The 22,546-nt window shown below is 55.6% G+C and carries 23 protein-coding genes, 2 pseudogenes and 1 riboswitch; of the genes and pseudogenes, 13 read left to right on the forward strand and 12 right to left on the reverse strand.

Translation table 11 applies throughout. From position 1 onward, the window contains the following. From HWV67_RS21160 to HWV67_RS21180, 5 genes and pseudogenes are all read left to right on the forward strand, one after another. Positions 1-471, forward strand: coding sequence for an arsenate reductase ArsC (locus HWV67_RS21160; RefSeq protein ID WP_020192020.1), 471 nt, complete (start codon positions 1-3; stop codon positions 469-471). A 47-nt stretch (positions 472-518) separates the two neighbouring features. After that, positions 519-1,232 (forward strand): arsenical resistance protein ArsH, encoded by a 714-nt coding sequence (gene arsH, locus HWV67_RS21165; RefSeq protein WP_020192019.1) that lies wholly within the window; start codon positions 519-521, stop codon positions 1,230-1,232. Between the two features lie 20 nt (positions 1,233-1,252). After that, positions 1,253-1,345 (forward strand): annotated as a pseudogene (locus HWV67_RS21170) (arsenate reductase); the annotation flags it as partial. After that, a pseudogene (locus tag HWV67_RS21175) lies at positions 1,342-1,437 on the forward strand (universal stress protein); the annotation flags it as partial. The pseudogenes HWV67_RS21170 and HWV67_RS21175, both read left to right, overlap by 4 nt. A 92-nt stretch (positions 1,438-1,529) precedes the next feature. Further along, the gene (locus HWV67_RS21180) at positions 1,530-2,063 is read left to right on the forward strand and encodes an NUDIX hydrolase (protein ID WP_020192018.1); all 534 of its coding nucleotides are present in this window, start codon (positions 1,530-1,532) and stop codon (positions 2,061-2,063) included. 112 nt (positions 2,064-2,175) lie between these two features. Here HWV67_RS21180 and nhaA read toward each other — a convergent pair whose 3' ends face one another. The 4 genes from nhaA to crcB form a co-directional block, all read right to left on the reverse strand. After that, positions 2,176-3,378 (reverse strand): Na+/H+ antiporter NhaA, encoded by a 1,203-nt coding sequence (gene nhaA, locus HWV67_RS21185; RefSeq protein ID WP_175652658.1) that lies wholly within the window; start codon positions 3,376-3,378, stop codon positions 2,176-2,178. A gap of 310 nt (positions 3,379-3,688) precedes the next feature. Then, complete coding sequence (ppa, locus tag HWV67_RS21190) at positions 3,689-4,219, reverse strand: inorganic diphosphatase (RefSeq protein WP_042561608.1); 531 nt, start codon at positions 4,217-4,219, stop codon at positions 3,689-3,691. A gap of 2 nt (positions 4,220-4,221) precedes the next feature. Beyond that, the gene (locus tag HWV67_RS21195; RefSeq protein ID WP_020191805.1) at positions 4,222-4,575 is read right to left on the reverse strand and encodes a DUF190 domain-containing protein; all 354 of its coding nucleotides are present in this window, start codon (positions 4,573-4,575) and stop codon (positions 4,222-4,224) included. 10 nt (positions 4,576-4,585) lie between these two features. Continuing rightward, positions 4,586-4,969 (reverse strand): fluoride efflux transporter CrcB, encoded by a 384-nt coding sequence (crcB, locus tag HWV67_RS21200; RefSeq protein ID WP_017337059.1) that lies wholly within the window; start codon positions 4,967-4,969, stop codon positions 4,586-4,588. 138 nt (positions 4,970-5,107) lie between these two features. Beyond that, positions 5,108-5,169: riboswitch (Fluoride riboswitch) on the reverse strand. A gap of 945 nt (positions 5,170-6,114) precedes the next feature. Between crcB and HWV67_RS21210 the strand changes: the two genes are divergently transcribed. After that, positions 6,115-6,462: a hypothetical protein gene (locus HWV67_RS21210; protein ID WP_143129414.1), complete on the forward strand. Its 348-nt coding sequence runs from the start codon at positions 6,115-6,117 to the stop codon at positions 6,460-6,462. Positions 6,463-6,549: 87 nt separating this feature from the next. Here the strand turns inward: HWV67_RS21210 and HWV67_RS21215 are convergent, their stop codons facing one another. Next, complete coding sequence (locus HWV67_RS21215; RefSeq protein ID WP_235378434.1) at positions 6,550-7,524, reverse strand: TauD/TfdA family dioxygenase; 975 nt, start codon at positions 7,522-7,524, stop codon at positions 6,550-6,552. A gap of 261 nt (positions 7,525-7,785) precedes the next feature. On the opposite strand from HWV67_RS21215, the gene HWV67_RS21220 reads away from it, so the two are divergent. From HWV67_RS21220 to HWV67_RS21230, 3 genes are all read left to right on the forward strand, one after another. Further along, positions 7,786-8,751 carry a hypothetical protein gene (locus HWV67_RS21220; protein WP_096144210.1) on the forward strand — a complete coding sequence of 322 codons (966 nt, stop codon included), beginning with the start codon at positions 7,786-7,788 and terminating at the stop codon, positions 8,749-8,751. A 2-nt stretch (positions 8,752-8,753) separates the two neighbouring features. Beyond that, positions 8,754-12,059 (forward strand): UvrD-helicase domain-containing protein, encoded by a 3,306-nt coding sequence (locus tag HWV67_RS21225; protein ID WP_042561606.1) that lies wholly within the window; start codon positions 8,754-8,756, stop codon positions 12,057-12,059. Between the two features lie 117 nt (positions 12,060-12,176). Beyond that, positions 12,177-12,890, forward strand: coding sequence for a hypothetical protein (locus HWV67_RS21230; RefSeq protein ID WP_042561605.1), 714 nt, complete (start codon positions 12,177-12,179; stop codon positions 12,888-12,890). A gap of 343 nt (positions 12,891-13,233) precedes the next feature. On the opposite strand, the gene HWV67_RS21235 is transcribed toward HWV67_RS21230, so the two are convergent. From HWV67_RS21235 to HWV67_RS21245, 3 genes are all read right to left on the reverse strand, one after another. Continuing rightward, positions 13,234-13,815, reverse strand: coding sequence for a hypothetical protein (locus HWV67_RS21235; protein WP_052491577.1), 582 nt, complete (start codon positions 13,813-13,815; stop codon positions 13,234-13,236). 234 nt (positions 13,816-14,049) lie between these two features. Continuing rightward, positions 14,050-14,229 (reverse strand): hypothetical protein, encoded by a 180-nt coding sequence (locus HWV67_RS21240; RefSeq protein ID WP_042561604.1) that lies wholly within the window; start codon positions 14,227-14,229, stop codon positions 14,050-14,052. Then, a complete protein-coding gene (locus tag HWV67_RS21245; protein WP_042561603.1) occupies positions 14,226-14,492 on the reverse strand; it encodes a hypothetical protein in 267 nt (88 codons plus the stop codon). Before HWV67_RS21245 ends, HWV67_RS21240 begins: the two co-directional genes overlap by 4 nt. A gap of 199 nt (positions 14,493-14,691) precedes the next feature. Between HWV67_RS21245 and HWV67_RS21250 the strand changes: the two genes are divergently transcribed. The 3 genes from HWV67_RS21250 (at position 14,692) to chrA (ending at position 18,357) form a co-directional block, all read left to right on the forward strand. Next, a complete protein-coding gene (locus HWV67_RS21250; protein ID WP_052491576.1) occupies positions 14,692-15,357 on the forward strand; it encodes a hypothetical protein in 666 nt (221 codons plus the stop codon). 704 nt (positions 15,358-16,061) lie between these two features. Next, positions 16,062-17,006 (forward strand): chromate resistance protein ChrB domain-containing protein, encoded by a 945-nt coding sequence (locus tag HWV67_RS21255; protein WP_042561601.1) that lies wholly within the window; start codon positions 16,062-16,064, stop codon positions 17,004-17,006. After that, complete coding sequence (chrA, locus tag HWV67_RS21260) at positions 16,999-18,357, forward strand: chromate efflux transporter (protein WP_042561600.1); 1,359 nt, start codon at positions 16,999-17,001, stop codon at positions 18,355-18,357. Before HWV67_RS21255 ends, chrA begins: the two co-directional genes overlap by 8 nt. A 104-nt stretch (positions 18,358-18,461) precedes the next feature. On the opposite strand, the gene HWV67_RS21265 is transcribed toward chrA, so the two are convergent. Beyond that, positions 18,462-18,593, reverse strand: a complete 132-nt coding sequence (locus HWV67_RS21265) for a YHYH domain-containing protein (RefSeq protein ID WP_096144211.1) — start codon at positions 18,591-18,593, stop codon at positions 18,462-18,464. Between the two features lie 274 nt (positions 18,594-18,867). Between HWV67_RS21265 and HWV67_RS21270 the strand changes: the two genes are divergently transcribed. Next, positions 18,868-20,178 (forward strand): MFS transporter, encoded by a 1,311-nt coding sequence (locus HWV67_RS21270; protein WP_042561599.1) that lies wholly within the window; start codon positions 18,868-18,870, stop codon positions 20,176-20,178. A 40-nt stretch (positions 20,179-20,218) separates the two neighbouring features. On the opposite strand, the gene HWV67_RS21275 is transcribed toward HWV67_RS21270, so the two are convergent. Genes HWV67_RS21275 through HWV67_RS21285 form a run of 3 tightly spaced genes read right to left on the reverse strand, consistent with a single transcriptional unit; the run spans position 20,219 to position 22,542 of the window. After that, positions 20,219-20,959 (reverse strand): TraX family protein, encoded by a 741-nt coding sequence (locus tag HWV67_RS21275; RefSeq protein WP_080896070.1) that lies wholly within the window; start codon positions 20,957-20,959, stop codon positions 20,219-20,221. Continuing rightward, positions 20,956-21,393 (reverse strand): YqaA family protein, encoded by a 438-nt coding sequence (locus tag HWV67_RS21280; protein WP_042561598.1) that lies wholly within the window; start codon positions 21,391-21,393, stop codon positions 20,956-20,958. Before HWV67_RS21280 ends, HWV67_RS21275 begins: the two co-directional genes overlap by 4 nt. 12 nt (positions 21,394-21,405) lie before the next feature. After that, positions 21,406-22,542 carry a nickel/cobalt efflux protein RcnA gene (locus tag HWV67_RS21285; protein WP_042561597.1) on the reverse strand — a complete coding sequence of 379 codons (1,137 nt, stop codon included), beginning with the start codon at positions 22,540-22,542 and terminating at the stop codon, positions 21,406-21,408. Positions 22,543-22,546: the final 4 nt, after the last annotated feature.

A 22,546-nucleotide genomic window follows, 5' to 3' on the forward strand; every position in this document is an offset into this window, starting at 1 on the left:
ATGAAAGTCTTGTTCATGTGCACCCACAACAGCTGCCGCAGCATCCTGTCCGAGGCGCTGTTCAATCACCTGGCGCCTGAAGGCGTAGAAGCGGTCAGCTCGGGGAGCTTTCCCAGTGGCCGGGTGAATCAAAGGGCACTGCAGACGCTTGAGGCGGCGGGTATCTCTACGGCGGGCTTAAGCAGCAAGGCTTCGGATGCTTTTGAAGGCTCGCCTCCAGACATCGTGATCACTGTCTGTGACCGGGCTGCAGGTGAGGCATGCCCAATCTTCTTTGGGCCAGCTTTGAAGGCGCATTGGGGGCTGGCTGACCCGTCTGAGGCTAGCGGGTCGGAAGCCGAGATCACCGCTGCGTTTGAAGCCACACTCGTGAAAATTCACGAGCGCGTGAGCGCATTTCTTGCGCTTCCACTGAAGACCATAAGCGCTGAACAGTTGAAAGCTGAACTGAGTCGCATCGGTTCACTTTAGAGATCAACCGAGGCGGTGCCCAACCTGGCGTCGCCGTAGGAGTTTATATGCAAGACACATTGCCGAACGTCCACGCCGACCTGATCGACATTCCTTCGTTGGAGCAACTGGCACCTCGTACGCCTTCGCTTCATAAGCCTCGAATTCTGCTTTTGTACGGATCGACGCGAGAGCGCTCTTTCAGCCGGCTGGTGACTCAGGAAGCAGCGCGCTTGTTGGAAGAGTTTGGCGCCGAAACCAAGATCTTTGACCCGTCAGGTCTCCCGCTGCCGGATGACGCTCCCGATACACATCCCAAGGTCGCTGAGCTGCGCGAGCTGATGCAATGGTCTGAGGGGCAGGTGTGGTGCTCCCCTGAGCGTCACGGCTCCATGAGTGCGGTATTCAAAGCCCAAATTGACTGGGTTCCGCTGGCGATGGGCGCTGTACGACCTACCCAAGGCAAAACCCTTGCTGTGATGCAGGTCTGTGGTGGTTCTCAATCCTTCAACGTGGTTAACCAACTACGGGTACTTGGCCGATGGATGCGGATGTTTACCATCCCTAACCAGTCTTCCGTGGCCAAGGCGTTCACCGAGTTCGATGAAGCAGGCCGTATGAAGCCGTCCTCGTACTACGACCGACTGGTGGACGTGATGGAGGAGTTGATGAAATTCACCCTGCTGTTGCGGGATCGCCAGGATTATCTGGTTGATCGGTACTCCGAGCGTAAAGAGTCCGCCGAAGACCTGTCCAAGCGCGTCAACCAGCGCTCCATCTAACGTCAGCACGAGGAAGCGATATGAGCCAGATCACGATCTACCACAACCCCGAATGCGGCACCTCTCGCAACACCTTGGAATTGATCCGCAATAGCGGGGAAGAACCGACAGTTACGGGCACTCACGCATCAGGCAATTTCTGGTAGGCAGCACGACCACGACGATGCTGCGAACATCCACTTTTCCCGTATTGCTGCTTCGCTGAGCCAGTGCCACTGGCCACAGTATTTCCAGAACTGCGGAAATGCCGTGGCCACCCTGGGCGATGACTAACTGATCTTGCCGTAACGAGAGCACATGCAACTCATAACTGAAATTGTTCACCCCGAGCTCACATCAAAGCAGGGCAGAGTATTCCGTCGACATGCAGCACGCGGCATCGTGATGCGGCATGAGCAGATCCTGTTGCTGTTTACCGAGCGCTATAACGACTTCAGCTTTCCTGGCGGCGGCCTTGACGGTGACGAGGACATTGTCACAGGCTTGAAGCGTGAGCTTGAGGAAGAGACTGGCGCCCGTGAAATACAGGTGCTCCAGCACTACGGTTACATTGAGGAGTACCGGCCCTACTGGAAGCCACAGTACGATCTGATGCACATGACCTCGCATTTTTATCAATGCGAAGTAGCGCCCCAGCTAGAGCCCGTGAGAATGGAAAGCCACGAAATCGCGAATGGTATGCGGCCTGTCTGGATCAACCTGCATGAGGCCATAACGCATAATGAAGCCGTGATGCAGCGTCAGGAGTCATCGATGGGGCAGTCAATTCAGCGCGAAACGTTCATGCTGAAAAAAGTTGTGTCCGAGTTGATGCCGCCAATCAGCCTTTGATGGGCTATCTCAGCAGCTTGTGGCGTAAAGCACGATGACCTCACTTCGCGAGACGATGTTCCAGCCACAGGATTTCTGTCAGGGAGAAACTCCGTGGCCGGCTCGCTTACGCTTATTTAGAGACCGTGGCGGCGACAATGGCGGGCCCCGCGCCGCGTCGCAAAATCAGGACTCCACCGATTGCAGCTAAGGACGAACCGATCAACACACCCACTTTTACTTCGTCGATCAGGGGAGCTGATCCAGCAAACGCCAGGTTTCCGATGAACAGGCTCATGGTGAAGCCGATGCCACACAAGAGCGCAACGCCGTAAAGCTGTGCCCAATTGCTGCCTTCCGGCAGTTTGGCCAAGCCCATACGAATGGCCAGAGCAGCTAATAGGAAAATGCCAACTTGCTTGCCCACCAACAGACCGAGCGCTACACCCAGCGGAACCGGATCGACTAGGTTTTCCATCGAAATACCGGCCAATGAAACACCCGCATTGGCGAAGCCAAAAATCGGCACCACAGCGAACGCTACCCACATATGCAGCTTTTCTTCTAGGAACAGCAGTGGAGACCGGGCTTCTTCTTCAGGCTTACCCATTGGAACACACAGCGCTACAGCGACACCTGCAAGGGTGGCGTGCACTCCCGATTGCAGCACGAAGAACCACAGCACACCACCTACCAGCAGATACGGGAACAATCGTCTGACGCCCAATCGATTCATTGTGATCAGAATGGCCAGGGTTGCGAGCGATGCCAGCAACATCGGCATGGAAAGACCAGAGGTGTAGAAAAAGGCAATGATGACTACAGCACCCAGGTCGTCAATGATCGCCAAGGCGGCGAGGAAGACCTTCAGCGACGTAGGGACTCGCTTCCCCAGCAACGACAAGACGCCCAAGGCGAATGCGATGTCGGTAGCGGCTGGGATAGCCCACCCCTTCAAAGTCTCAGAATTACCCCAGTTGATTGCGATGTAGATCAGCGCAGGCACAACCATGCCACCTAAAGCACCAAACCCCGGCAGGGCGCGCTGGCCCCAAGTGGAAAGCCCACCTGCCAGAACCTCTCTTTTGATCTCTAGGCCGACCATCAGGAAGAAGATGGCCATGAGGCCATCATTGACCCAATGCTCCACAGACATGCCCAACCAGACACTGTGCAAGGCGGCAAAATAACCTTGCGAGAGAGGCGAGTTCGCCACGATTAGGGCCGCGAGTGCTGCGCCCATCAGTACAAGACCGCCAGCGGATTCCGACGATAGGAAGCGAGCCAGAATCGCGGCTGCTCTAGGGGTTTCTGCGGGAGCTCTACTATGAGTCATCAGTGTCCTTGCGCTTTGATCCAAAGCGATTATTTTAACATCCGAGGTTTACCAGCACGGCAGGGCACATAGCCTGTAACGATTTACACCGAGCCTTAATCAGCCGTCAGTGTGTTCCCCGGCACGGGCTCGCTCATGAAACGCAGGAGCGCGCTCCAAGCACATAGCCTCACTAGGCGAGCGAGCATCGATCCTTCTTTACAGGTGTGTGGCTCCTCGGATATTTGATGATTGAAGCAACTGAGGCCCAGCATAAATGCACGCACCTCAGCGCGATCCTACGACAGTGGCATTTGAATCTGGAGTAAGCCTATTTGGGGATATACGCCGCTACCGACTTGCGAATCTCTTCCCGCGCCTCATCCGCGCTCCCCCAACGCCCCATCTTCACCCACTTACCCGGCTCCAATGCTTTGTAGTTTTCGAAGAAGTGCTGGATCTGTGCGAGGAGTAACGCAGGTAGGTCTGAGCACTCATTCACGTCGGTGTACAATGAGCTAAGTTTCTCGTGAGGCACTGCGATCACCTTGGCATCCGCTCCGGCTTCGTCAGTCATGTACATCACACCAACCGGGCGACTACGGATGACAACACCAGGTGAGACGGGATAAGGGCAAACCACCAGGACGTCCAGCGGATCACCATCGTCGCTCAGCGTGTTCGGGATAAATCCGTAGTTGGCTGGATAGAACATCGGTGTGCTGAGGAAGCGGTCGACAAAGATCTGCCCACTTGGCTTGTCCACCTCGTACTTGATCGGCGAGTGGTTTGCAGGAATCTCTATAACGGTGAAGAAGTCATCGGGGATGGCGTTGCCAGCTGGGATGTCCGCGTAGCTCATGTTCATAGCTCCGAAGTTGTGGAGGGTGTTGAGCTGGAGGGCATTTTTCCAAGGGTGCCCATCTCGACTGGCGTCTTCGTGAAAAACACCGATATTTCCTCAGAGTCCAATCGTTTGAACAATCGTTCTGCCTCATCTTCCGTGATGGCCAAGCGAATCTCCGTGGGTTGATCCGCCAGCTCAAAAAAGTGCGATGAATGCAGTTTTCCTGTGTGCCCAAACCCTTCGATTCCGGTGCAGAGCGTGGCGCCTCGCAACCCCATTTCTTTAGCCACGTCGACGATCCATTCGCCTAGCATCTTTCCCTGATAACGACGGTTTTGTTGGGTGAAGAAAACGACCATATAGCCTTTCATTTCTATCTCCTCAGCGAGTACCAATCATTTGGTAGGACAGAAGCCCCGCAGCGGTCATCGCTAACGAGCCTGCAACGTGCAACGAAATTGAGCCAAGCGCCCAGACCAGTCTGCCTTCCTGAATCAAGGCAACCGTTTCGGCTGAAAATGTAGAGAAGGTGGTAAGCCCACCACAGAAACCCGTGATGATCAGGAGACGCCACTCTGGACTGAGGGTAGGAGAAGCGGCCAAGAAGGCGATGGCCAGGCCGATGATGTAGCCCCCAACCATGTTCGCGACCACAGTACCTGGGGGAATCGTAGGAAACAGAGCATTCAGTTTCATGCCCAATATCCAGCGCAACCAGGCTCCAAGTGAAGCGCCAACGGCGATGACCATTAAAGACTTCAGCATGGCGAGCCCACCTCATCAGACCTGAGTGGACTAACTGGTAAGCGGCTCGCGCCGAAAGAAAAAGGAAACTCGGAGGATAAGATCATAGCCTGTCCTAAAATGGAGGACAGGGAGACGCACCTACGCACCCTGTCCAGGGTTCACGTAGGCATCATCAGCACGAAGGCGGTTAAAGGAGGAATGCCATCTCCTGATCTGATCCTATAGCATCAGCGCCAATGGTATCAATAGGCATCAAGAGCAGCTGCATGCAAGCGATCTGAAGGCCCTTTTGGCTAGGCAAGATGTTTGATTGTTGGCGCTGATTGAAAACTGACCCATCCTGCCGATTGAAAATTGACCCAGGGAGGATTGCTGATTTTTGTCCCAGCAATTGTGGATAGGAAGGTGAGTTGGCCGGACGGTTACAAATGATCGACATGGCCAATGTATCTGCTACTGGACGCGGTTGTAGGCGATCAAAATTCGCATTTGGTGAATCGAAACTCATAAATGTTAGCGTTTTCGCCTGTTTTAAAGCATTTTTTATAGGTTTTCGAGGATTTTTGAGTGAAAACTCAGATTGACAAATAGGCAATTTATTTACCGTTCGTCGGCAATGTCCATTTTATTTTCACCCCCCCCTCTTGAAAATTTTTAAGCGAGACGGAGTTCTTATATTTGAGAGCAAGATAAAAGCGGCAGTGGCCCAGGCACCGCTTTTCTCACAGGATTTCGCCGGCTTTTACATCTGATATTTACGGCTTCTAGATCACACGGTTTTGAGGACTGAAGGTGAATTTGAGGTTGGAATGGGTGGGCCGGGGGCCAAGGAGAAATCGCTTTACTTTGCAGCCGCAGGCTGCTGCTTACGCTTTGACGTCAAACCAATAGGGCTTTTTTGCTGGGATCAGTCCGTCTGAAATTCCACCCGTCTCGTACAACAGGCGTCTGCAAACGTCCGCCCCCGTCATATTTCTAACGAAATGCATTTGCTGACCCTTGTACGCACTTTGAAAATTCGAGCCTGTAAACCAAATTTTTACACTGTAAACTCCTGTGATTAACACGTTAAAAAATTGGTTTACAGGGTGCACCTGAATTCTGGCCGCGCTTGGGTGCTATGTTGCCAATTTATGGATAATGCGAGCCCGACATCGGATCCTATGACCCCACTGTCTGATGGTCAGCTCTGGTCTCTTGCCTGCGAAGCCTATGGGGATGATCTCCCTGTAATCCTTCGATCGCTTTTAAGCGCCTACGAGCGTCGTCCTGGGCTGAATAATCCTATCCGTGTTCACAGGTCGGTCATCGGCGTTGATGGCTTTACTGCGCTTCGAGAGGCCCTTGTTACACAGCGCTCCAATGGTTTCCATCAGCTCGACGGTTGCTTGGAAATCCGTGAACCTTTGGCTTGGCATCTCGTACGCCATCTGCAGCAGAAGCTGATCATCGATGGGCATGCCCCTGCTTCAATCCGCGACCAGCGTTTTGCGGCAGACCTGGGGCTTTGACCTTGTCCAGTTGAGACACCTACGGATTCCGGACTTGCAGAGGCTTGCAGCGGACGAGCTCATTTGTGATAGCCCAAGCGCTGAGGTTTACGGGTATAGCTTGAAGTCGCTGCCCTCATGCCACTGGCTAGGATCGATATCAGTGATTTCTAGCCCGTAGGTGCGCAGGAGCCAGCGTGTTTGCTCGCCGTATTCACTTCCAGGCTCACTGCGGCCATGCAGCGCAATGCGATTGTTTACCAAGGCGATATCACCTGGCTGCAGAGGAACAGCGATTGCGCAGTCAGCACATGCGTGTTTCAGAGCGTCCATTGCCTCCTGCGCGGACTTGTGGCCGATGTCAGCAATCTGCGTGGTGCTGTGGCTGAATCGGATCCACCAGCTTCCATTCATTTGGAAGAGAAGCTGCGCATCATCGACATCAAGTTCGTCGCCCAGGATGTCTACCATCCCATCCTGGAAGGTCAGTTGCGAACCAATGATGTACTGGGGCTTCTGGAGTTCGTCGATATGCTCTTGGCTCAAGTGCGCCATGAGGTGGTCAAGAGGCATAACCGTAGTCGGAACTTGCTTCGGGTTGCGCAGTGCCGACAAGCACACAAAGTCTGGAGAGGGTGCAATGCGTTCATTCAGGGGGTCGCGGTATCCCCGCAACGGGAAGGTCACTCCATCGGTGTGCCCACTCATCTTGTCCGCCGATTTGACTGTGAATTTACCTCGGCCAGGCGGGAACACCACCAGGTTCACGAACAGATCGCCTCCGTTCTCGGAGCCATAGGAAACCGTGGCGGAATTGATAGCCGCAAGGCACGCGATCGCAGTGACTCGGGCAATGACCGTGCCTTCTGCTTCAGGCACCGGGCAAAAATCAATAGGGGTATCGGGTAGGTCATCTGGCCGGAAGATACCCTCCAGCGTCAGGCAAGGCTGTGCCCATGCAAAGGCTTGCACCTCTGCACAGCTGCTCCCCCGGCTATTGAGCTCGCGTTCGATCGCAGGCTGCAGCTCACGCCCCAGATCGCCGGGGCGCGCCAGGTACTCAAGCACTTGCTCGTAGGTCACGTTCGCTCGCCATTCGCTGACTGCGACACGCACTGCTTCTGTAAAGATTGCCTGGATCAATTGTGTCCCTACACGCGCGAGTGATATAAAAGTGATGTATGTCAGCGTGATTATCACGCACGATCTCACCAGCGACCAAATCCGTCTATGAAAATGCCCAAGCTTCAGCCTGCCGATTATCTCCAAGGGTGCGCTAGTTTCCTAGCCTGCCTTAAGCCATTCATGCACTTGCGGGAGACCTCCCAGGGCATTGAGTGTGAGATGACACTGGCTAATGGCCAGCCTGTAGTGGTCACCGGCAAGGACGAACCGCACCTGCTGCTTGGCTTGATGTCCGTACTCGTCGAACTGATTCCTCAAGTTCCAGCCGACGAACGGTTAGCGATGCCACCTGTCTCACGCACAGTGCCTGCGGATAAGCAGACTTTGGAGGCGACCATGCAACCTACCGCTACTACCAAAATCACCGATGAACGAACACAAGCTGCCCGCTTGCAAATTGGTTTAACTACCAAGGTCTCGCTTCATGAGTTGGTAAGACGCGTAGCAAAACGCCGTGGGGTATCGCTGTCGATCGCTGCGCGAGATCTGGTGCAGGACGGGCTGACCCGGTTCGATAAAGAATCAAGGACAGTAGACCCTTCGGAGCTGCTGACTGATTACGAGCGCACTGCCAATGATTACGCAGGTGCCGATTCGGAGAGTTGGATCATCCGGGCTGACAGGCGTCTGGTGATGAGAACGCGCTTACGCGCAGGTGAATATGAGCGCTCGTTGTCATCATTCACCAACTTCCTTCTCGCCAACGCTTTGAGCCATTGCCCTCACGCTGCTGCTGTGCGTGAGGCAACGACTAATTCGATTACCCGTGATGAGGTTGTCGTAGAGGCTATCAAGGCGATCGAGCAGGTCAGTGGGGTAAAAGCCCGTGCTCTCGCTCCTCAGATCGATCTAGGTGAGCAACGCGGCCTGACCAACATGATCCTTGGTGGTTCTGTACTGGCGCCTGCGCGAGTCCTGGCGAAGCTGGCTGTCGTTTTGAAGAAGCCTTTGGATGTTGTGTCGGTAGCCTTGGAGCGTCGGTTCGCCACCCAATGCGTTCCAGCTTTCAAAGCGACTGATGGAAAACCCACCGTGCAAGCGGAACGCAAGGCGTGGAGTGTCGCAGTCAAAGAGCTTCAGCTGCCGGCTGAGGAACAAGAGCGTCTCCTGAACCTAGAGGGCTAAGTGTGAATCCATTCGACCGGGCACGTCGGCAAGCATTCGAAACCCGAGAAGCCCTGGTCGGATTGGCCGCTTCTCTAGGTGGCGTCAGCTCCTCTGGGCTCTTGGCTCATGTTGAGGACACGCTCGAAATCGCGATTGAGCGCTTACCTTTCGGGCACCCAGAGTTGGGTGGCGGCAGCGGGGTGCTCAAGCGAGAAATTCAAACCATCTACATCCGCAACGATGTGTCTCCAGGAGAAACGGCCTATCTCATCGCCCATGAGTTGGGTCACTGGTACCTCGACGGCGATCGCCCTGCACAGACGGTCGCTCATCTGACCAGCATGACGGATTCCTATGGGAGTCAGGCTACGGTGGCGGTGGAAGCATACGGTGCTCGTGAGCGCTTGGAGCTTCAAGCAAACGTGTTTGCTCGTGAGCTTCTGCTACCCCGTGGTGTCGCAAGCCAACTGTTCCATAGCGGTACTGGTGCCACGGTCATCGCGGCCACTCTGGAGGTACCGCTGGAGATCGTTCGTCTTCAGCTATTCGACGGCATTTTGCTCCCCATATTGCCTCCTGCTCCACCTCCTCCTCTGCCGCTTATGACGCAGGGGCAGCACGATGCTGCTACCGCGTCCGAAACCTTCGTCAACGTTGTTGCCGGGCCGGGTACTGGTAAAACGACGACACTGATCCATCGCATCAAGCACCTGGTCGAGCGCGGTATCCCTCCCAGCCAAATCTTGGTGCTGACCTTCACGAACAAGGCGGCTCATGAATTGGTTGAACGCCTGAAGGTGTCTGGCATCGCCGGAGCCGCCGACGTGTGGGCCGGGACTTTTCATGCATTCGGGCTCGAATTCCTTCGCAAATACCATCAGATTTTCGGCCTGGAGTCCGACGTTCGGCTCGCAGATCCGCTGATGCAAGTTCGCCTGATGGTGAGCACGCTGCCCAAGGTGCGGCTCAAGTATTATCTGAGGCTACAGAACCCGTACGATTGGCTACCTGGCGTTCTGGGCCATATCAAACGACTCAAGGAAGAATGCCTCACAGTTGCCGACTACCGCACGCGCTTGGCTGCACTTCCGCCCTGCGAGCCGGATGTAGCCAATGAGCGCGAAGACATCGCCACCCTGTTTGAAGCGTACGAAACAGCAATGCGAGCTGAGCATTTGGTCGACTACGTTGACCTCATTGCCCTCCCTGCATCCCAGGCCAAGCGGGATAGAACAAGCGTTGCTCAGTACATCGACCATTTCTCGCACGTACTAGTGGACGAGTATCAGGATGTCACCGAGGTGATGGTCGACCTCCTTCGTCAATTGGCGCTGAATGCTCAATCATTCTGGGTCGTCGGTGATGTGCGTCAGGCCATTCACCATTGGCGAGGCGCGTCGATCCGTAGCTTGATGCACTTCGACACCACGTTCTTGAGCACCATTCCAGGAGCAACGGTGCGCCGCTACGCTCTCGACCTGAATCGGCGAAGCACGCCTGAGATCTTGGAGCTATTTTCCTGCGCAGGCATCCATCATGCACTGAATGACCGGATGCCTCTGGAACCAGTCACGGCGTATCGTCCCTCGATCGGGGTCATACCTACCCTGTATGAGTGCGACTCCAAGCCCTCCCAAGCCGTCACCATCGCTCAGCGCATTGATGGGCTGGTGCAGAGGGGTGTCCCGTACAGGGATCAAGTCGTGATCAGCCGCAAATCGGCAAACGTTGAGCAAATTGTTGAAGCGCTTGAAAATCTGAATGTGCCAGTGCTGCACATCGGCGATGTCTGCCAGCGCCCTGAGATAAAGAAGCTGCTGTGCCTGATGGAACTGCTGTGTATGCGACAGCCGCGTTCACTGGTCGGGCTGATCTCTGAGCCAGCGTTTCGAATGCCGCCCCAAGACATTGAGCACCTCATATTCCTGACCCGCAAAGGCGCGGGATTGAGCATGCAGCGAGGCCGTTGGCTATGGCTGCCTACGCCAGGCCTCTCGCCCGCTGGCCAGCAAGCCAAGTCAAATTTGGCGTTGCTGTTGAGAGGGCTCAAGCGGAATTCAAGGCCTTGGGATTTTGTCGCCAAAGTACTGCTCGATCAGCGCTACGGTCTTCCAAACCCTGCTGATCAGACCATTCAGGCCCATACTCAGCGCTTGGCAACATGGCTGTTCGTCTATGCCGTACGCAATGGTGACGGAGATATCCGCCAGGCACGGCTTTCCCAGTTCCTGCTTCGCGAGGAGCTTCGCCGTAGGATTGGAGAAAAACTAGGGGATCGCGGTTTACCGCCTGAAGCGCGAGTCCTGGATGCGGTGAGCGTTATGACCGTGCATTCCAGCAAGGGGCTTGAGTACCCAGCAGTTCACGTCACCGATGTTGACGACGCGTCATACGGCGCCAATCGACCCTATGCATACGATGTGCGGGGGTTGGATCTCATCCCTCCCGAAGTTTTGAACAGCACTGGGTCAGAGTTCATGTTCGAAGAGCGGGTAGAGCGCAATAACCTGCTCTATGTCGCCCTGTCTCGGGCCCGTGATTACCTGTATCTCTATGAGATCAGTGGGTGGCCACGTCCAGTTCCGCTCAATCGCGCTGCTCCCACTAGTCTGGTTAAGCGCTTGGGGGTGAAGGTACCGCCCGCACCCATCATACCGCTGCCGTTGGCTAGCAGCACCGTGGTACCCACTGTGAGCTATGAGGCGTTCCAGGCCTACATGAGCTGTCCCCTCCAGTACCACTATCGCTATGAGCTAGCGCTCACTGCCGAGCAGGAAATCGACGTCTCGATCCGTGCTCGCTGGGCGATTATGGACATGCTGTTGGCCGTGGCGAGGGACGGCACTGACCCCAACACGGCATTCCAAGCTGCATGGGCGTTACGCGGACTTCCAGATAGGGCAGAAGACCCTGGCTTGATGGATGATGCGATTGCCGCCGCCAAGCGTGGGCTGGTGGTGGTTAACAGCGTCGGCGGTGCCGTCGAAGAAGGGATGGTTTCTGAAGTCAACGGTGTGCGCATTGAGCTCCCTTGGATGCTCGTCGATAAAGGGCAGCTGCACTGGATTCGAGCTCAGACGGGGATCCCATACACCCTGAGTCACCTACGGCCCATGATGCTCGATATCAATGGCTCTCGAAGGCCGAGTGCGAAGATCTACTCCATTATCACTGACCAGTACGTGATGGATGGCCCTTCCAAGCAGGCCGCGAGCACGTCCGTATACAAGATGGCTCAACGTTTTGCCGCAGGTGATCGATCCGCCTCCAGAGGTCGGCATTGTGGGCGCTGCGCCTATCTGAGCATCTGTGCCAGTATCCCCTGATCAACCTCAAGGGCTTCTGTGTTTCATCGCCATGGGGCTATCTCTCAGAGACGCGGAAAGCTGTGCGCTGAGATGAGACGGTAGCTTGGCCACCATTACACAAGGATAGTTTTGGGTATGACCTACATTAACTTGCCGAGTAATCAGCAAGCTGCAATCAGCGACGTAGACGAGACAGCGCTTCGGACAGCTGTGCGCAAGTGCCTGGATGAAGAGCGTATGGGGCCGATTCATGGCCTTGGGCTCAGTGACTGTGGCCCTTACGTGGGTACCAAGCTTCACGCATTCCAACAAGCGATCGCTGAGTACGGCAAGGCCAAGGCCCATGCCAAGCGCGAACGCACTCGACAGGATGCGCTGCATGCCGGCAATGACCTCATTCACGCTGTGCAGCAGATGAAGGGTCGGCTTGAAACTGAGCACAAAGAGGGGGAGCTGTTTTTCATTGATGATCAGATCAGGCCGCCTTTCCATCTCAGCAAGCGACTGTCAGTGCAAGTGTCATTCCGCTGGCGAGCGTCACCGTCTTCGGACTGGAAGCACGGGCACCTGACGTTCGTCTACGAATTCTCCCCTCAGCCCAGCTATACCTTGCCGATGCCCAAGCGCAAGCCCAGCGCGGCGGAGGCAGCCAGGGATCTAGAAGACAGTCTTAACCGAGAATGGGAGCGTTTGAAGGCTCAGGCGCTTTTCTCTATGAGAGAGTTCTTCCGCGATGGCGGCGATGGGGATGCGGTGCCAGAGGTGTTCGCGGTGAGGCCTAGTGCCTACGGCGGGGGCCTGAATAACTTCAGCTGTAATTTTTGGCAGCCCGAGAGGCCGGTACCCTGAATTCGAGCAAGCATCAGCCTAGGTTGCTATGGCTGATGTGAGCAATCGCTCGCGTACCAAGTCTGCGTGGGCCGGGGAGCATTAGGAGATTCAAGCCTCAACTGAAGTGGTTTTGCCCCTATTTTGTTGGCATCCGCTTCATCTGAAATAGCCAGCCCTCACTTCCCATCATGGGATTTCACCTTGTATAACGCAGGTCGTGACGCTATAGTGGGTGTGCGGGAAATAAGAGCAGGGCTCCGAGATCATCAGGCGAAATTGGATCTGGAGTGTGGATTGCACGGAGACGCCATCCGTGTGGTAGCGGCATCAGACTTCGGTCTGTTGGCATGTGACCCAACCCCTAGGGGTTAGCTAAGCAAGCGCTGCGACTACCATCCCGCATATCTTCTTCAGTCAAGGGCGCCAAATCTGGCGCCTTTGGCGTTTCTGGGATTTGAAAACCCTCAATCATCCCGACAGCTTTCCCGTTCGGCGTACGGTTGCGATAAGCCGTCACCACGCTGTAATAGAGCTGGTCATCGCCGATAGGCCAAGCTGCTAATACTGCACACCCTTTGCGACCCCGGAGCACGATCAGTCGCTCGTTCCCCTTCATCGAGTCAAACTCACAAACGATGTTTGAGCCATGCACGATGATGTCGGACACAAAACGCGGTACGTCATAGACCGTTGGGTAGCCCCACTTTACTAGGTCATGGCCACGCTCTTGCCAGATGTGGCGTACACCGAAGCCTTTGTGGGGCCCGATGTGCTTGCCCGCCCTGAGGTAGATATCCCCGCCAGGCTGTTGCAATAACTGGCTGGTGACCTTCACCAATCCCCAGGATTCCAGGCCTGTGGAGGGGTGAGCAATATTGAAATCTTCGTGATGGTCGAACTCGACCGGTATCGCCTGAGGCGGCGGCGCCTTGAAACGTGACATGCCAGCAATCCTTAACTACTTGATGGCTCCATTCTCACGTCACGACTGGCCGTGTCAGAACCGCACTTTCCCATTTTACAGAATTTAGTGATGCCGATGGTCATTGGGTTTCTGCGGCGAGTACTCTGGATGGAGAAGCTGAGTCGGGGTGATCCCTAGAATCGTGCAGGTGGCTCGATGACTCAAGGTGTGGGATACCTCAGAGGCCGCCGAGCACTGCTAACACGATAGCCATTAAGGCTTAGGTACTTTGCCGGCTGATTCGCAGGCCTCCATCGTCGAGTCGAGTATGAATTGGCGTGGAGACTTGTTCAGCATGTTGGCCGCTTTGTTGACTTTGTCGGTCTGGTTGACCCCAAAGGTAACCAAAATGGGTTTGCCAGCGATGGCGGGTGGAGCGGATTTGCGGCTCATTTATTTTTCCCCTGTTCCAAAACCTGTTCCGCTTTCTGCAAAGTCGCCTGCTTAATGAGCTTGTTCACGGAAATACGTTTGCCGGTGCATCGCTCCATCAAATCAAGTTGGCGGTTTACCGAATCGGCTTCCTCCTGGGTGAGTGACAGGCGTTGCTGGCGCTTCATCGTGTATTGCTCTGAGTATTCACCGGCAGCGGGGGTAGGCGCTGCTGCCTGTTGTGCTGCAGGATCTGCAGCGATGTGGGGGTTGAATGTCGTCATTCGTGAAGTCCTGTATGTGGGCTTGGCCCAGTTTTTTGCTGAATGGGTGAGCCAGTCCATGGGAGCCTGGCTCATTTGCCCTGCCAGTGCTGCGACACGTTTGCGGCGTAGGCTCGACATCGGCGGGTGAAGCAACCATAATCGTTGCTCATGGGTTTGTCACCTGTTTTGAAAAGTAAACGTTACGAGGCGTGTAAACGTGTCTGAGAGCAAAGTCAAAAAGGCAATCAGCGTCCGATTCGATCCAGTGGAGTACGCGAATTACTCGGCTATGGTCGAAAATGCGGGGGTAGCCGTGAGCGACGGCCTTCGCTACCTGGTGACGGAAAAGCTGCAGCAAGCGGAAGAGGCCGACATGAAGAAATTTCATATCAGCTTCGATTTTCGATGGAAGGAGCGTGACGTTGCTTTTCCTGAGCACGTCGGGAATATGCTGGTGACGGTAACCCCTCCCCGCGAGCTATCGGACGATTTCTTGCAGCGGCTCATTTTTGTCATCCCAGAGTTTTGGGATGACTCAGGGTCGGGATTGAAGGAGATGTTCCGTATCGACTCAGCCTATTTCCACAGAGTCACGGCAGAGCCCCACCATAGAACGAGTGCCAAGGCCTCAAGAAATGTCCTGAGCTTCCATCTCCTCAAAAGCCGATGGAGATCTGCCATATTCGACTATGGCAGCGGGTACAAAGCAGAGGAGCTAGAAGATCGAATTCGCTCAGCGGTTACGTCTCACTTTACCCAGACTATCCGGCTTTACCTTATCGATCATCTTCCAGCGTCTCGGGTACTGCCAGAGGAGCTGTTCAACGAGATGATGAGTTTTCGCGACGAAAACACTCTCGATCAGATGATGGCTTTAGGGTAGATGTCGCTTGGTGTCGCGAGAAGACGTCCCTGGCCAGCTGTGGGTGTGTACCCGTGCCAAGGATGCATCAAGTCTCTCTGGTGTATTGAGCGCCCCTGCAGGAGGCTGCGTGTGGCCGCCACTGATCATAGGACGCCGGCTCCAGCTAATTTCAGCTGTTACGCAGCCAGGTATCAATCTTGTGGTGTAGCGACTGGAGAATTGCATTCCACTTGGCCGCCCGTTTGCAAGAGACTTGACCGGCGAACTGCATGCCCTCGACCGGCTGGAGTCGACCAATAGCTGCCCTCGGCTGGGGGCAGCTAACGGCCGATTCTGTTGAAAAAGTCGGTCTGCCCAAACTGCCTGATCATTGACTGGTGAGAACGCCTTTTTTGCACGCAGCTACGTGAAATCCGAGTCCGGAAGCCCCTGCCAAAAGTAAAGATTTCAATCTCGGACGCGTACTTTTCTGATGCGCAAACCATGGCCGACTTTTTCAACAGAATCGGCCAAAAGCGGCCCTCCAGCTTTAGAAATCTAAAGCGCATGAAAGAAGCATTTCTGTCGCTGACAACATTGTGCAGCTCCTAAAGCCCTTATTTGCGCACGACCACTCCTCCTACAGTCGGACTCACCAATATCCGTGTTTCGATGCGCGGCTTCCCAAGCGCCAAGATCTTGATTAATGTAATCGTCATTACAAACTATATAGCTAACTCTACATGAATAATTGGCTGGCTCTGATTCTTGGCTTACCCACTGCCAATGCCACCGAACGCATGCGCGCCTGGCGTGCATTGAAAGCTTCTGGTGCTGCGGTTCTGCGCGATGGCGCGTATCTGCTGCCAGACACTGGCGTCTGCCGTGAAGCACTGACGTCTGTCGAGCGCGATATCCTCGCCATCAATGGCACGGCCTACGTTCTGCCGATCGTCGACCCTAGAGGTGAGCGCTTCGTCGAGTTGTTCGACCGTAGCGATGACTACGGTAGGCTTGGTGCGGAGATAGAAGAGTGCCGTGGACAGCTGAATTCTGAAAATGCCCTGGCGACGACCAAACAAATTCGTAAGCTGCGCAAAGCCCACGATCAACTGGTCAGCATCGATTACTTTCCAGGCAAGCCCAAGCAGCAAGTTGATTCGGCGTTGCAGGAGCTAGAGACGGCGGTCAGTAGAGCCCTGTCGCCGGATGAGCCACACAGCAGCAACCAACCAATAACGGCACTCAATCTCAGCGATTATCAGGGCCGTATCTGGGCGACCCGTAACCGTCCCTGGGTCGACCGGCTCGCCTGTGCCTGGTTAATCCGCCGCTTCATCGACCCGCAAGCTCAGATCGTCTGGCTGAAGACTCCACAGGACTGCCCAGTCGACGCCTTAGGGTTTGATTTTGATGATGCAACCTTCAGCCATGTTGGTAACCGCGTCACCTTTGAAACCCTACAGGCCAGTTTTCAAATCCAGATACAAGGTCTAGGTCGCATTGCTGCACTTGTGCATTACCTCGATATCGGGGGCATTCAACCCGTGGAGGCTGCCGGCATCGAACGTGTACTGGCAGGGCTGCGAGAAACCATTACCGACGACGACCAACTGCTGGCTGCCGCGTGTGCCATTTTCGACGGTCTGCTCGCCGGTTTTGTGAAAGAGGAGCAGCCCAATGAGTAAAGTTATTGCACCAGAGATTGAAGCGGATCCGTCGAGGCCTGAAGAAATTAGTCTGCGTGAGGCGTTCTGGTTCTGGTTGAAGCTCGGTTTCATTAGCTTCGGCGGGCCTGCGGGCCAGATCTCGATCATGCATCAGGAGTTGGTGGAGCGGCGACGCTGGATTTCAGAACGCAGATTTCTGCATGCCCTCAATTACTGCATGTTGTTGCCAGGGCCCGAGGCTCAGCAACTGGCGACTTACATTGGTTGGCTGATGCATCGAACGTGGGGAGGCGTGATCGCCGGCACGCTGTTTGTGCTGCCCTCACTATTCATCCTGATCGCGCTGTCGTGGATGTACATCGCGTTCGGCGAAGTACCCGTGGTAGCCGGACTCTTCTACGGCATCAAGCCCGCCGTGACGGCCATCGTGGTGCAGGCGGCACATAGGATCGGCTCTCGGGCATTGAAGAATAATTGGCTGTGGGCGATAGCGGCGGCTTCATTTACTGCGATCTTTGCATTCAATGTTCCGTTCCCGCTGATCGTCTTAGGGGCAGCATTGATTGGCTATTTCGGCGGGCGACTGGCACCTGAGAAGTTCAGAGCCGGTGGCCATAGCGCCGCCAAAAAATCCTTCGGCCCGGCCTTAATCGATGACGACACGCCGTCCCCGGAACATGCCCGCTTCAGCTGGTTGAAATTGGCCTCACTCGCACTGATTGGTGCCGTGCTATGGGCTTTGCCGATGGGTGTTTTGACCGCGCTCTTTGGGTGGGAAGGAACCCTGACCCAGATGAGCTGGTTCTTTACCAAAGCTGCATTGCTGACCTTTGGCGGTGCTTATGCCGTACTGCCGTATGTCTATCAAGGCGCAGTCGGTCACTATGGCTGGTTAACCCCGACACAGATGATCGACGGCCTTGCGCTGGGGGAAACCACGCCTGGGCCGCTGATCATGGTGGTGGCTTTCGTCGGCTTCGTCGGGGCCTATGTCTCGCAAGTGTTCGGGGCTGATCAGCTGTTTCTGGCCGGAGCTGTCGCAGCTGCCCTGGTGACCTGGTTCACCTTTTTGCCCTCGTTCCTGTTCATCCTTGCGGGTGGCCCTCTGGTTGAGTCGACCCACAACGAACTCAAGTTCACTGCACCGCTTACCGCCATCACCGCCGCCGTAGTTGGGGTGATCCTCAATCTGGCGTGCTTCTTCGGGTATCACGTGCTTTGGCCGAAAGGCTTCAGCGGCAACCTCGACTGGCCCTCTGCAGTAATCGCCATCGCAGCGGCAATAGCATTGTTCCGCTTCAAGCGCGGCGTCATTCAGGTACTGATGGCCTGTGCGCTCGCTGGTCTGGCAGTACATCTGCTGCGCTAGCTATCACGAGCGGATTAAACAGCGTCCGTCAGACACCCAGGCCCCTTCAGATCTGAAGTGACCAGCTCACACCAATGCCCAGCCTGACGCTGGGCTTTTGCCATTTAATGGCAGTGGTAGTCGTTGGTTTTATGGTTGCGATGGCAACCTTTTGAATCAGTACCGCCGCTGTGCGCGAAGGCAGCAACGGACGTAATCGAAAGTAAAGCGGCGATCAAAATGGCGGACAGTTTCATCAGGGCTTGCTCCTTGCTCATATTTTATATCCGTGAGAGGTCTCACGCCCGGCAGCGTATGGCTAAGTGCCTTCACTGAGCAAGCTACTTCTCCGGGGACTCGATCAAAGGTCGAATGCTTATTTCTTGAGCTACTTCTGGCTCTGGTTTAGGATGAATTCATATCCCCCTAGGGGGGATACAAAATCATCTGAAAACGAGAACTCGTAGTTCTTCTATCTTCGGGAAATCTCAGTGACTAGATAGGCGCACGCGTTTCCTTTTGAGATTTCTCATGCTGAAAATCCTAGCCAACCGAACCTATCGCCATCTTTTCCTGGCTCAAGTGATTGCACTCGTAGGGACTGGCCTTGCCACCGTCGCGCTCGGTTTACTGGCGTTCGATCTAGCAGGCGCCCAAGCAGGTGCCGTTCTCGGCACGGCGTTGGCGATCAAAATGACCGCCTACATTGGCGTTGCGCCCATTGCAGCGGCTTTTGCAGAGCGCCTGCCTCGCCGAGCCATGCTGGTCTCTCTGGATCTGGTGCGGGCCGTGGTCGCGCTGGCTCTCCCGTTTGTGACTGAGGTTTGGCAAATCTACGTACTGATTTTCGTCCTTCAGTCCGCATCGGCAGCGTTCACTCCAACGTTCCAAGCGACCATTCCAGACATCCTGCCGGATGAAGACGACTACACGCGTGCGCTGTCGTTATCGCGCCTGGCCTACGATCTCGAAAGCGTCGCGAGCCCGATGCTCGCTGCCGCGCTCCTGACGGTGATCAGCTTCCACAACCTTTTCGCCGGCACGGTCATCGGCTTCCTCGCTTCTGCCGCCCTAGTCGCCACGGTGTTGTTGCCAAAGGCGAAGCAAGTACCACGACGCAGCATCTATGAACGAACCACCCGTGGCATGCGCATATTCCTAGCGACGCCCCGCCTGCGAGGGCTGCTGGCTCTCAACCTGACGGTAGCGGCTGCCAGTGCAATGGTCATCGTCAACACCGTGGTTCTGGTTCAGTCGCGCTTCGCTCTGCCCCAAAGCTCAACGGCATTGGCGCTGGCTGCGTTTGGTGGTGGTTCCATGATCTCGGCCCTGGTCTTGCCTCGCCTGCTGAAAAACATCAAAGACCGAACGGCCATGTTGTTTGGCGGAGGAATACTGGTCGTAGGCTTGGCCGTCGGCATCAACCTGACCACCTACAACTTCCTGCTGCCGTTGTGGATGGTGCTCGGGGTGGGCTATTCGCTGGCCCAGACTCCGAGCGGTCGCCTGTTGCGTCGCTCGGCACATGCCGAAGATCGCCCGGCGTTGTTTGCCGCCCAATTTGCGCTGTCCCATGCTTGCTGGTTGATTACTTATCCACTGGCGGGATGGCTGGGAGCCAACATCAGCCTCACGGCGTCGTTTGTTGGCCTCGCCGTGGTGGCAGGCAGTGCACTACTGGTCAGCATCGTGATCTGGCGCCCAGCTCATGATCAGGAGTCGATCAAACACACCCATGAGAATCTGCCGGGCGATCACGCGCACATCGACGGCCAGGACGGTGTGGATCACGAACACCCATACGTGATCGATGATCAGCATCGCCGATGGCCCAATAGGTGATCGCGAATTCCTAAGATTTGCTAAAGCTGGTGACCGGTATTCAGCCAAGCAACCGTAGCGCTTGCAAAGCGGCAAGGTGGCCCGGATAGAACCAATATCCCCATTGCCGCACCGGCCAGACCTTGAAGGTGAAGGTCTGACGCAGTAGCCAGAGTCCGATCAGCGGCGCCGCGAACGCGGTGCTCAAAGCCACCAATGAATAGACCTCCAAGTCCAGCGCCTTGGTTACGATGCTACTTCGCGTATTGCTCATCAAGCATAGAGCCGCAGGCAGCAGCCAAAGAACACCAGGGCCTTTGATTGCTATTAAGACAGCCGCTGGAACAAGCGCACCGTAGAAGCCGTACATCAGTGGATCATCCAGCACGTAGGCAATCGCGGCGGCCAATAACGCCATAGCACTGCTCAACAGGGTGCGATGCTGCCATCCCCAGGCAATCACCAGTCCCAATGCCAGCGTCACCAACACGTTGAATGACCCCGAAGAACTGATGTAGCGATACGGCACTTCTGAAATGGCGGCGAACACCAGCATCAAGGCAAGGTATCGACCATTCGCCGCCGTCAACAACTCGCCCCGTTTGGAGCGCGCCACGTTGGCCGCAATGGCGACACAGAACAACGGAAAGGAAAGTCTCCCCGGAATGAACAGGTTGCTCAACTCCGGCCACACCAACCGCAAGTGATCGATAACCATGGTCAACATCGCTAGCCACTTGATCAGATCCAGGCTATTGCTTCGGCTCTTGAGTGGGGAAAGCGGGACAGTAGGCATCGTCATGCCCACCCCAGCGTGACGGCGGTCAGCACGAGATAACGCAGGCCCTTGGCCAGGGTGACAATCAGCAGGAAACTCCAGAGTGGCTCGCGCATGACTCCGGCGACGACTGTCAGCGGGTCGCCAATGATGGGCACCCAGCTCAACAACAGTGACCAGCGCCCGTAGCGCAGATACGACTGCTGGGCCTTTTCTAACTTGCTCTCGCTCACGGGGAACCAGCGCTTGTGGCGGAATCGCTCAACGGAACGGCCCAGAAGCCAGTTCAGAGCGGAGCCAAGCACGTTGCCAACAGTGGCGACTGCCAATAGCGAAGAAACAACGTACCGGTCGGAGAGCAACATCCCGACCAGCACGGCTTCAGACTGCATCGGCAATAACGTCGCGGCACCGAATGCCGCCACGAACAGACCAATGTAGCTCGTGAGTTCAAACACGAAAGACTTGCCTCAAGCGTTCAGGCCGATCCAGCCATGGAAGCCCACGTACAGACCAACACCAATGATCAGCACGCTGGACAGGTACGGAGCACGACGAGCCACGGTGCCCAGCCAAGGCCAACGGTTGGAGGCCTGCTTAGCACCAATTGCCGCAGCAGCACCGACAGTGACCAAGGTGAGCGCCAATCCTATGCTGAAACACAGGACAAGCATGCCTCCCAGCGCGACTTCTTTAACCTGAAGACATAGCAACAGAACGGTAATGGCTGCCGGACAAGGAATCAGACCCCCAGTCAGGCCGAACATAACGATCTGGCCCGTGGTGACCTCGCGATTGGTGAAGCGCTTGCGGATATCGTTGGCATGCGCACGTTCATGCGCATCCTGGTAGCCATCAATCGACAACTCTAAGCCTTCCAATTCGGAATGAGCATGCCCGTGATCGTGTTCCTGATACTGGAGATCGTAATCATGGGAGTGACCTGCATGCCCAAGACTCAAGCGAGCACTGAACTCATGTGGTTCCGGAATATCGACCTTCGACTCCAGGAAGCCGTCGCGCTCAACGAAAGAGAACGATTGGCTGCTACCGTCCGGACGAGTAGTCATCAGGCGAACATCTGAGGCAGCCCAAGCGTGCCCGGTCAGTGTCTTCAGGCGCCAGTGCGGTGGCATGCCTTCCTCGAAGATCGACAGCTCAATGCGGCCATGGCCGGTATCGATTCGATGGGTCTCATCATGATGACCATGGTCGTGCTCGCCGTGGTGATGATCATCACCTTGCTCGAACTTGAACATCTGCTCGCCGCGCCAAGTACGCCAGAGCATCCATAGCGCAATCACGATAATCAGTGCAGAAGAGGCAAGCTGGAAGTACGGCTCAGTGGTTTGCGCATCCAGGCCTTTGCCCAGGTACATGCCGCCGATGGCGACCAACCACACCACTGCGGTATGCGACAACGTCGCGGCCAAACCTAACAAAACAGCCTGTTTGACCGAGCCTCGGATGGCCACGATGAAGGCCGCCATCATGGTTTTGGAATGTCCCGGCTCCAGGCCATGCAAGGCGCCGAGCAGGATCGCGCTCGGGAAATACAGCCAGGCGTGAGCCCCGCCTTGTTGCAGCAGTTCAGCAAAATTGGGCATGACA

It is taken from the genome of Pseudomonas sp. Marseille-P9899 (assembly GCF_903166565.1).
GTDB lineage: Bacteria > Pseudomonadota > Gammaproteobacteria > Pseudomonadales > Pseudomonadaceae > Aquipseudomonas > Aquipseudomonas huaxiensis.

Coding starts and splice junctions, on each gene's coding strand:
- HWV67_RS21160 (WP_020192020.1), top strand. CDS start 1: ATGAAAGTCTTGTTCATGTGCACCCACAACAGCTGCCGCAGCATCCTG.
- arsH (WP_020192019.1), top strand. CDS start 519: ATGCAAGACACATTGCCGAACGTCCACGCCGACCTGATCGACATTCCT.
- HWV67_RS21180 (WP_020192018.1), top strand. CDS start 1,530: ATGCAACTCATAACTGAAATTGTTCACCCCGAGCTCACATCAAAGCAG.
- nhaA (WP_175652658.1), bottom strand. CDS start 3,378: ATGACTCATAGTAGAGCTCCCGCAGAAACCCCTAGAGCAGCCGCGATT.
- ppa (WP_042561608.1), bottom strand. CDS start 4,219: ATGAGCTACGCGGACATCCCAGCTGGCAACGCCATCCCCGATGACTTC.
- HWV67_RS21195 (WP_020191805.1), bottom strand. CDS start 4,575: ATGAAAGGCTATATGGTCGTTTTCTTCACCCAACAAAACCGTCGTTAT.
- crcB (WP_017337059.1), bottom strand. CDS start 4,969: ATGCTGAAGTCTTTAATGGTCATCGCCGTTGGCGCTTCACTTGGAGCC.
- HWV67_RS21210 (WP_143129414.1), top strand. CDS start 6,115: ATGACCCCACTGTCTGATGGTCAGCTCTGGTCTCTTGCCTGCGAAGCC.
- HWV67_RS21220 (WP_096144210.1), top strand. CDS start 7,786: ATGACACTGGCTAATGGCCAGCCTGTAGTGGTCACCGGCAAGGACGAA.
- HWV67_RS21230 (WP_042561605.1), top strand. CDS start 12,177: ATGACCTACATTAACTTGCCGAGTAATCAGCAAGCTGCAATCAGCGAC.
- HWV67_RS21235 (WP_052491577.1), bottom strand. CDS start 13,815: ATGTCACGTTTCAAGGCGCCGCCGCCTCAGGCGATACCGGTCGAGTTC.
- HWV67_RS21240 (WP_042561604.1), bottom strand. CDS start 14,229: ATGAGCCGCAAATCCGCTCCACCCGCCATCGCTGGCAAACCCATTTTG.
- HWV67_RS21245 (WP_042561603.1), bottom strand. CDS start 14,492: ATGACGACATTCAACCCCCACATCGCTGCAGATCCTGCAGCACAACAG.
- HWV67_RS21255 (WP_042561601.1), top strand. CDS start 16,062: ATGAATAATTGGCTGGCTCTGATTCTTGGCTTACCCACTGCCAATGCC.
- chrA (WP_042561600.1), top strand. CDS start 16,999: ATGAGTAAAGTTATTGCACCAGAGATTGAAGCGGATCCGTCGAGGCCT.
- HWV67_RS21265 (WP_096144211.1), bottom strand. CDS start 18,593: ATGAAACTGTCCGCCATTTTGATCGCCGCTTTACTTTCGATTACGTCC.
- HWV67_RS21270 (WP_042561599.1), top strand. CDS start 18,868: ATGCTGAAAATCCTAGCCAACCGAACCTATCGCCATCTTTTCCTGGCT.
- HWV67_RS21275 (WP_080896070.1), bottom strand. CDS start 20,959: ATGACGATGCCTACTGTCCCGCTTTCCCCACTCAAGAGCCGAAGCAAT.
- HWV67_RS21285 (WP_042561597.1), bottom strand. CDS start 22,542: ATGCCCAATTTTGCTGAACTGCTGCAACAAGGCGGGGCTCACGCCTGG.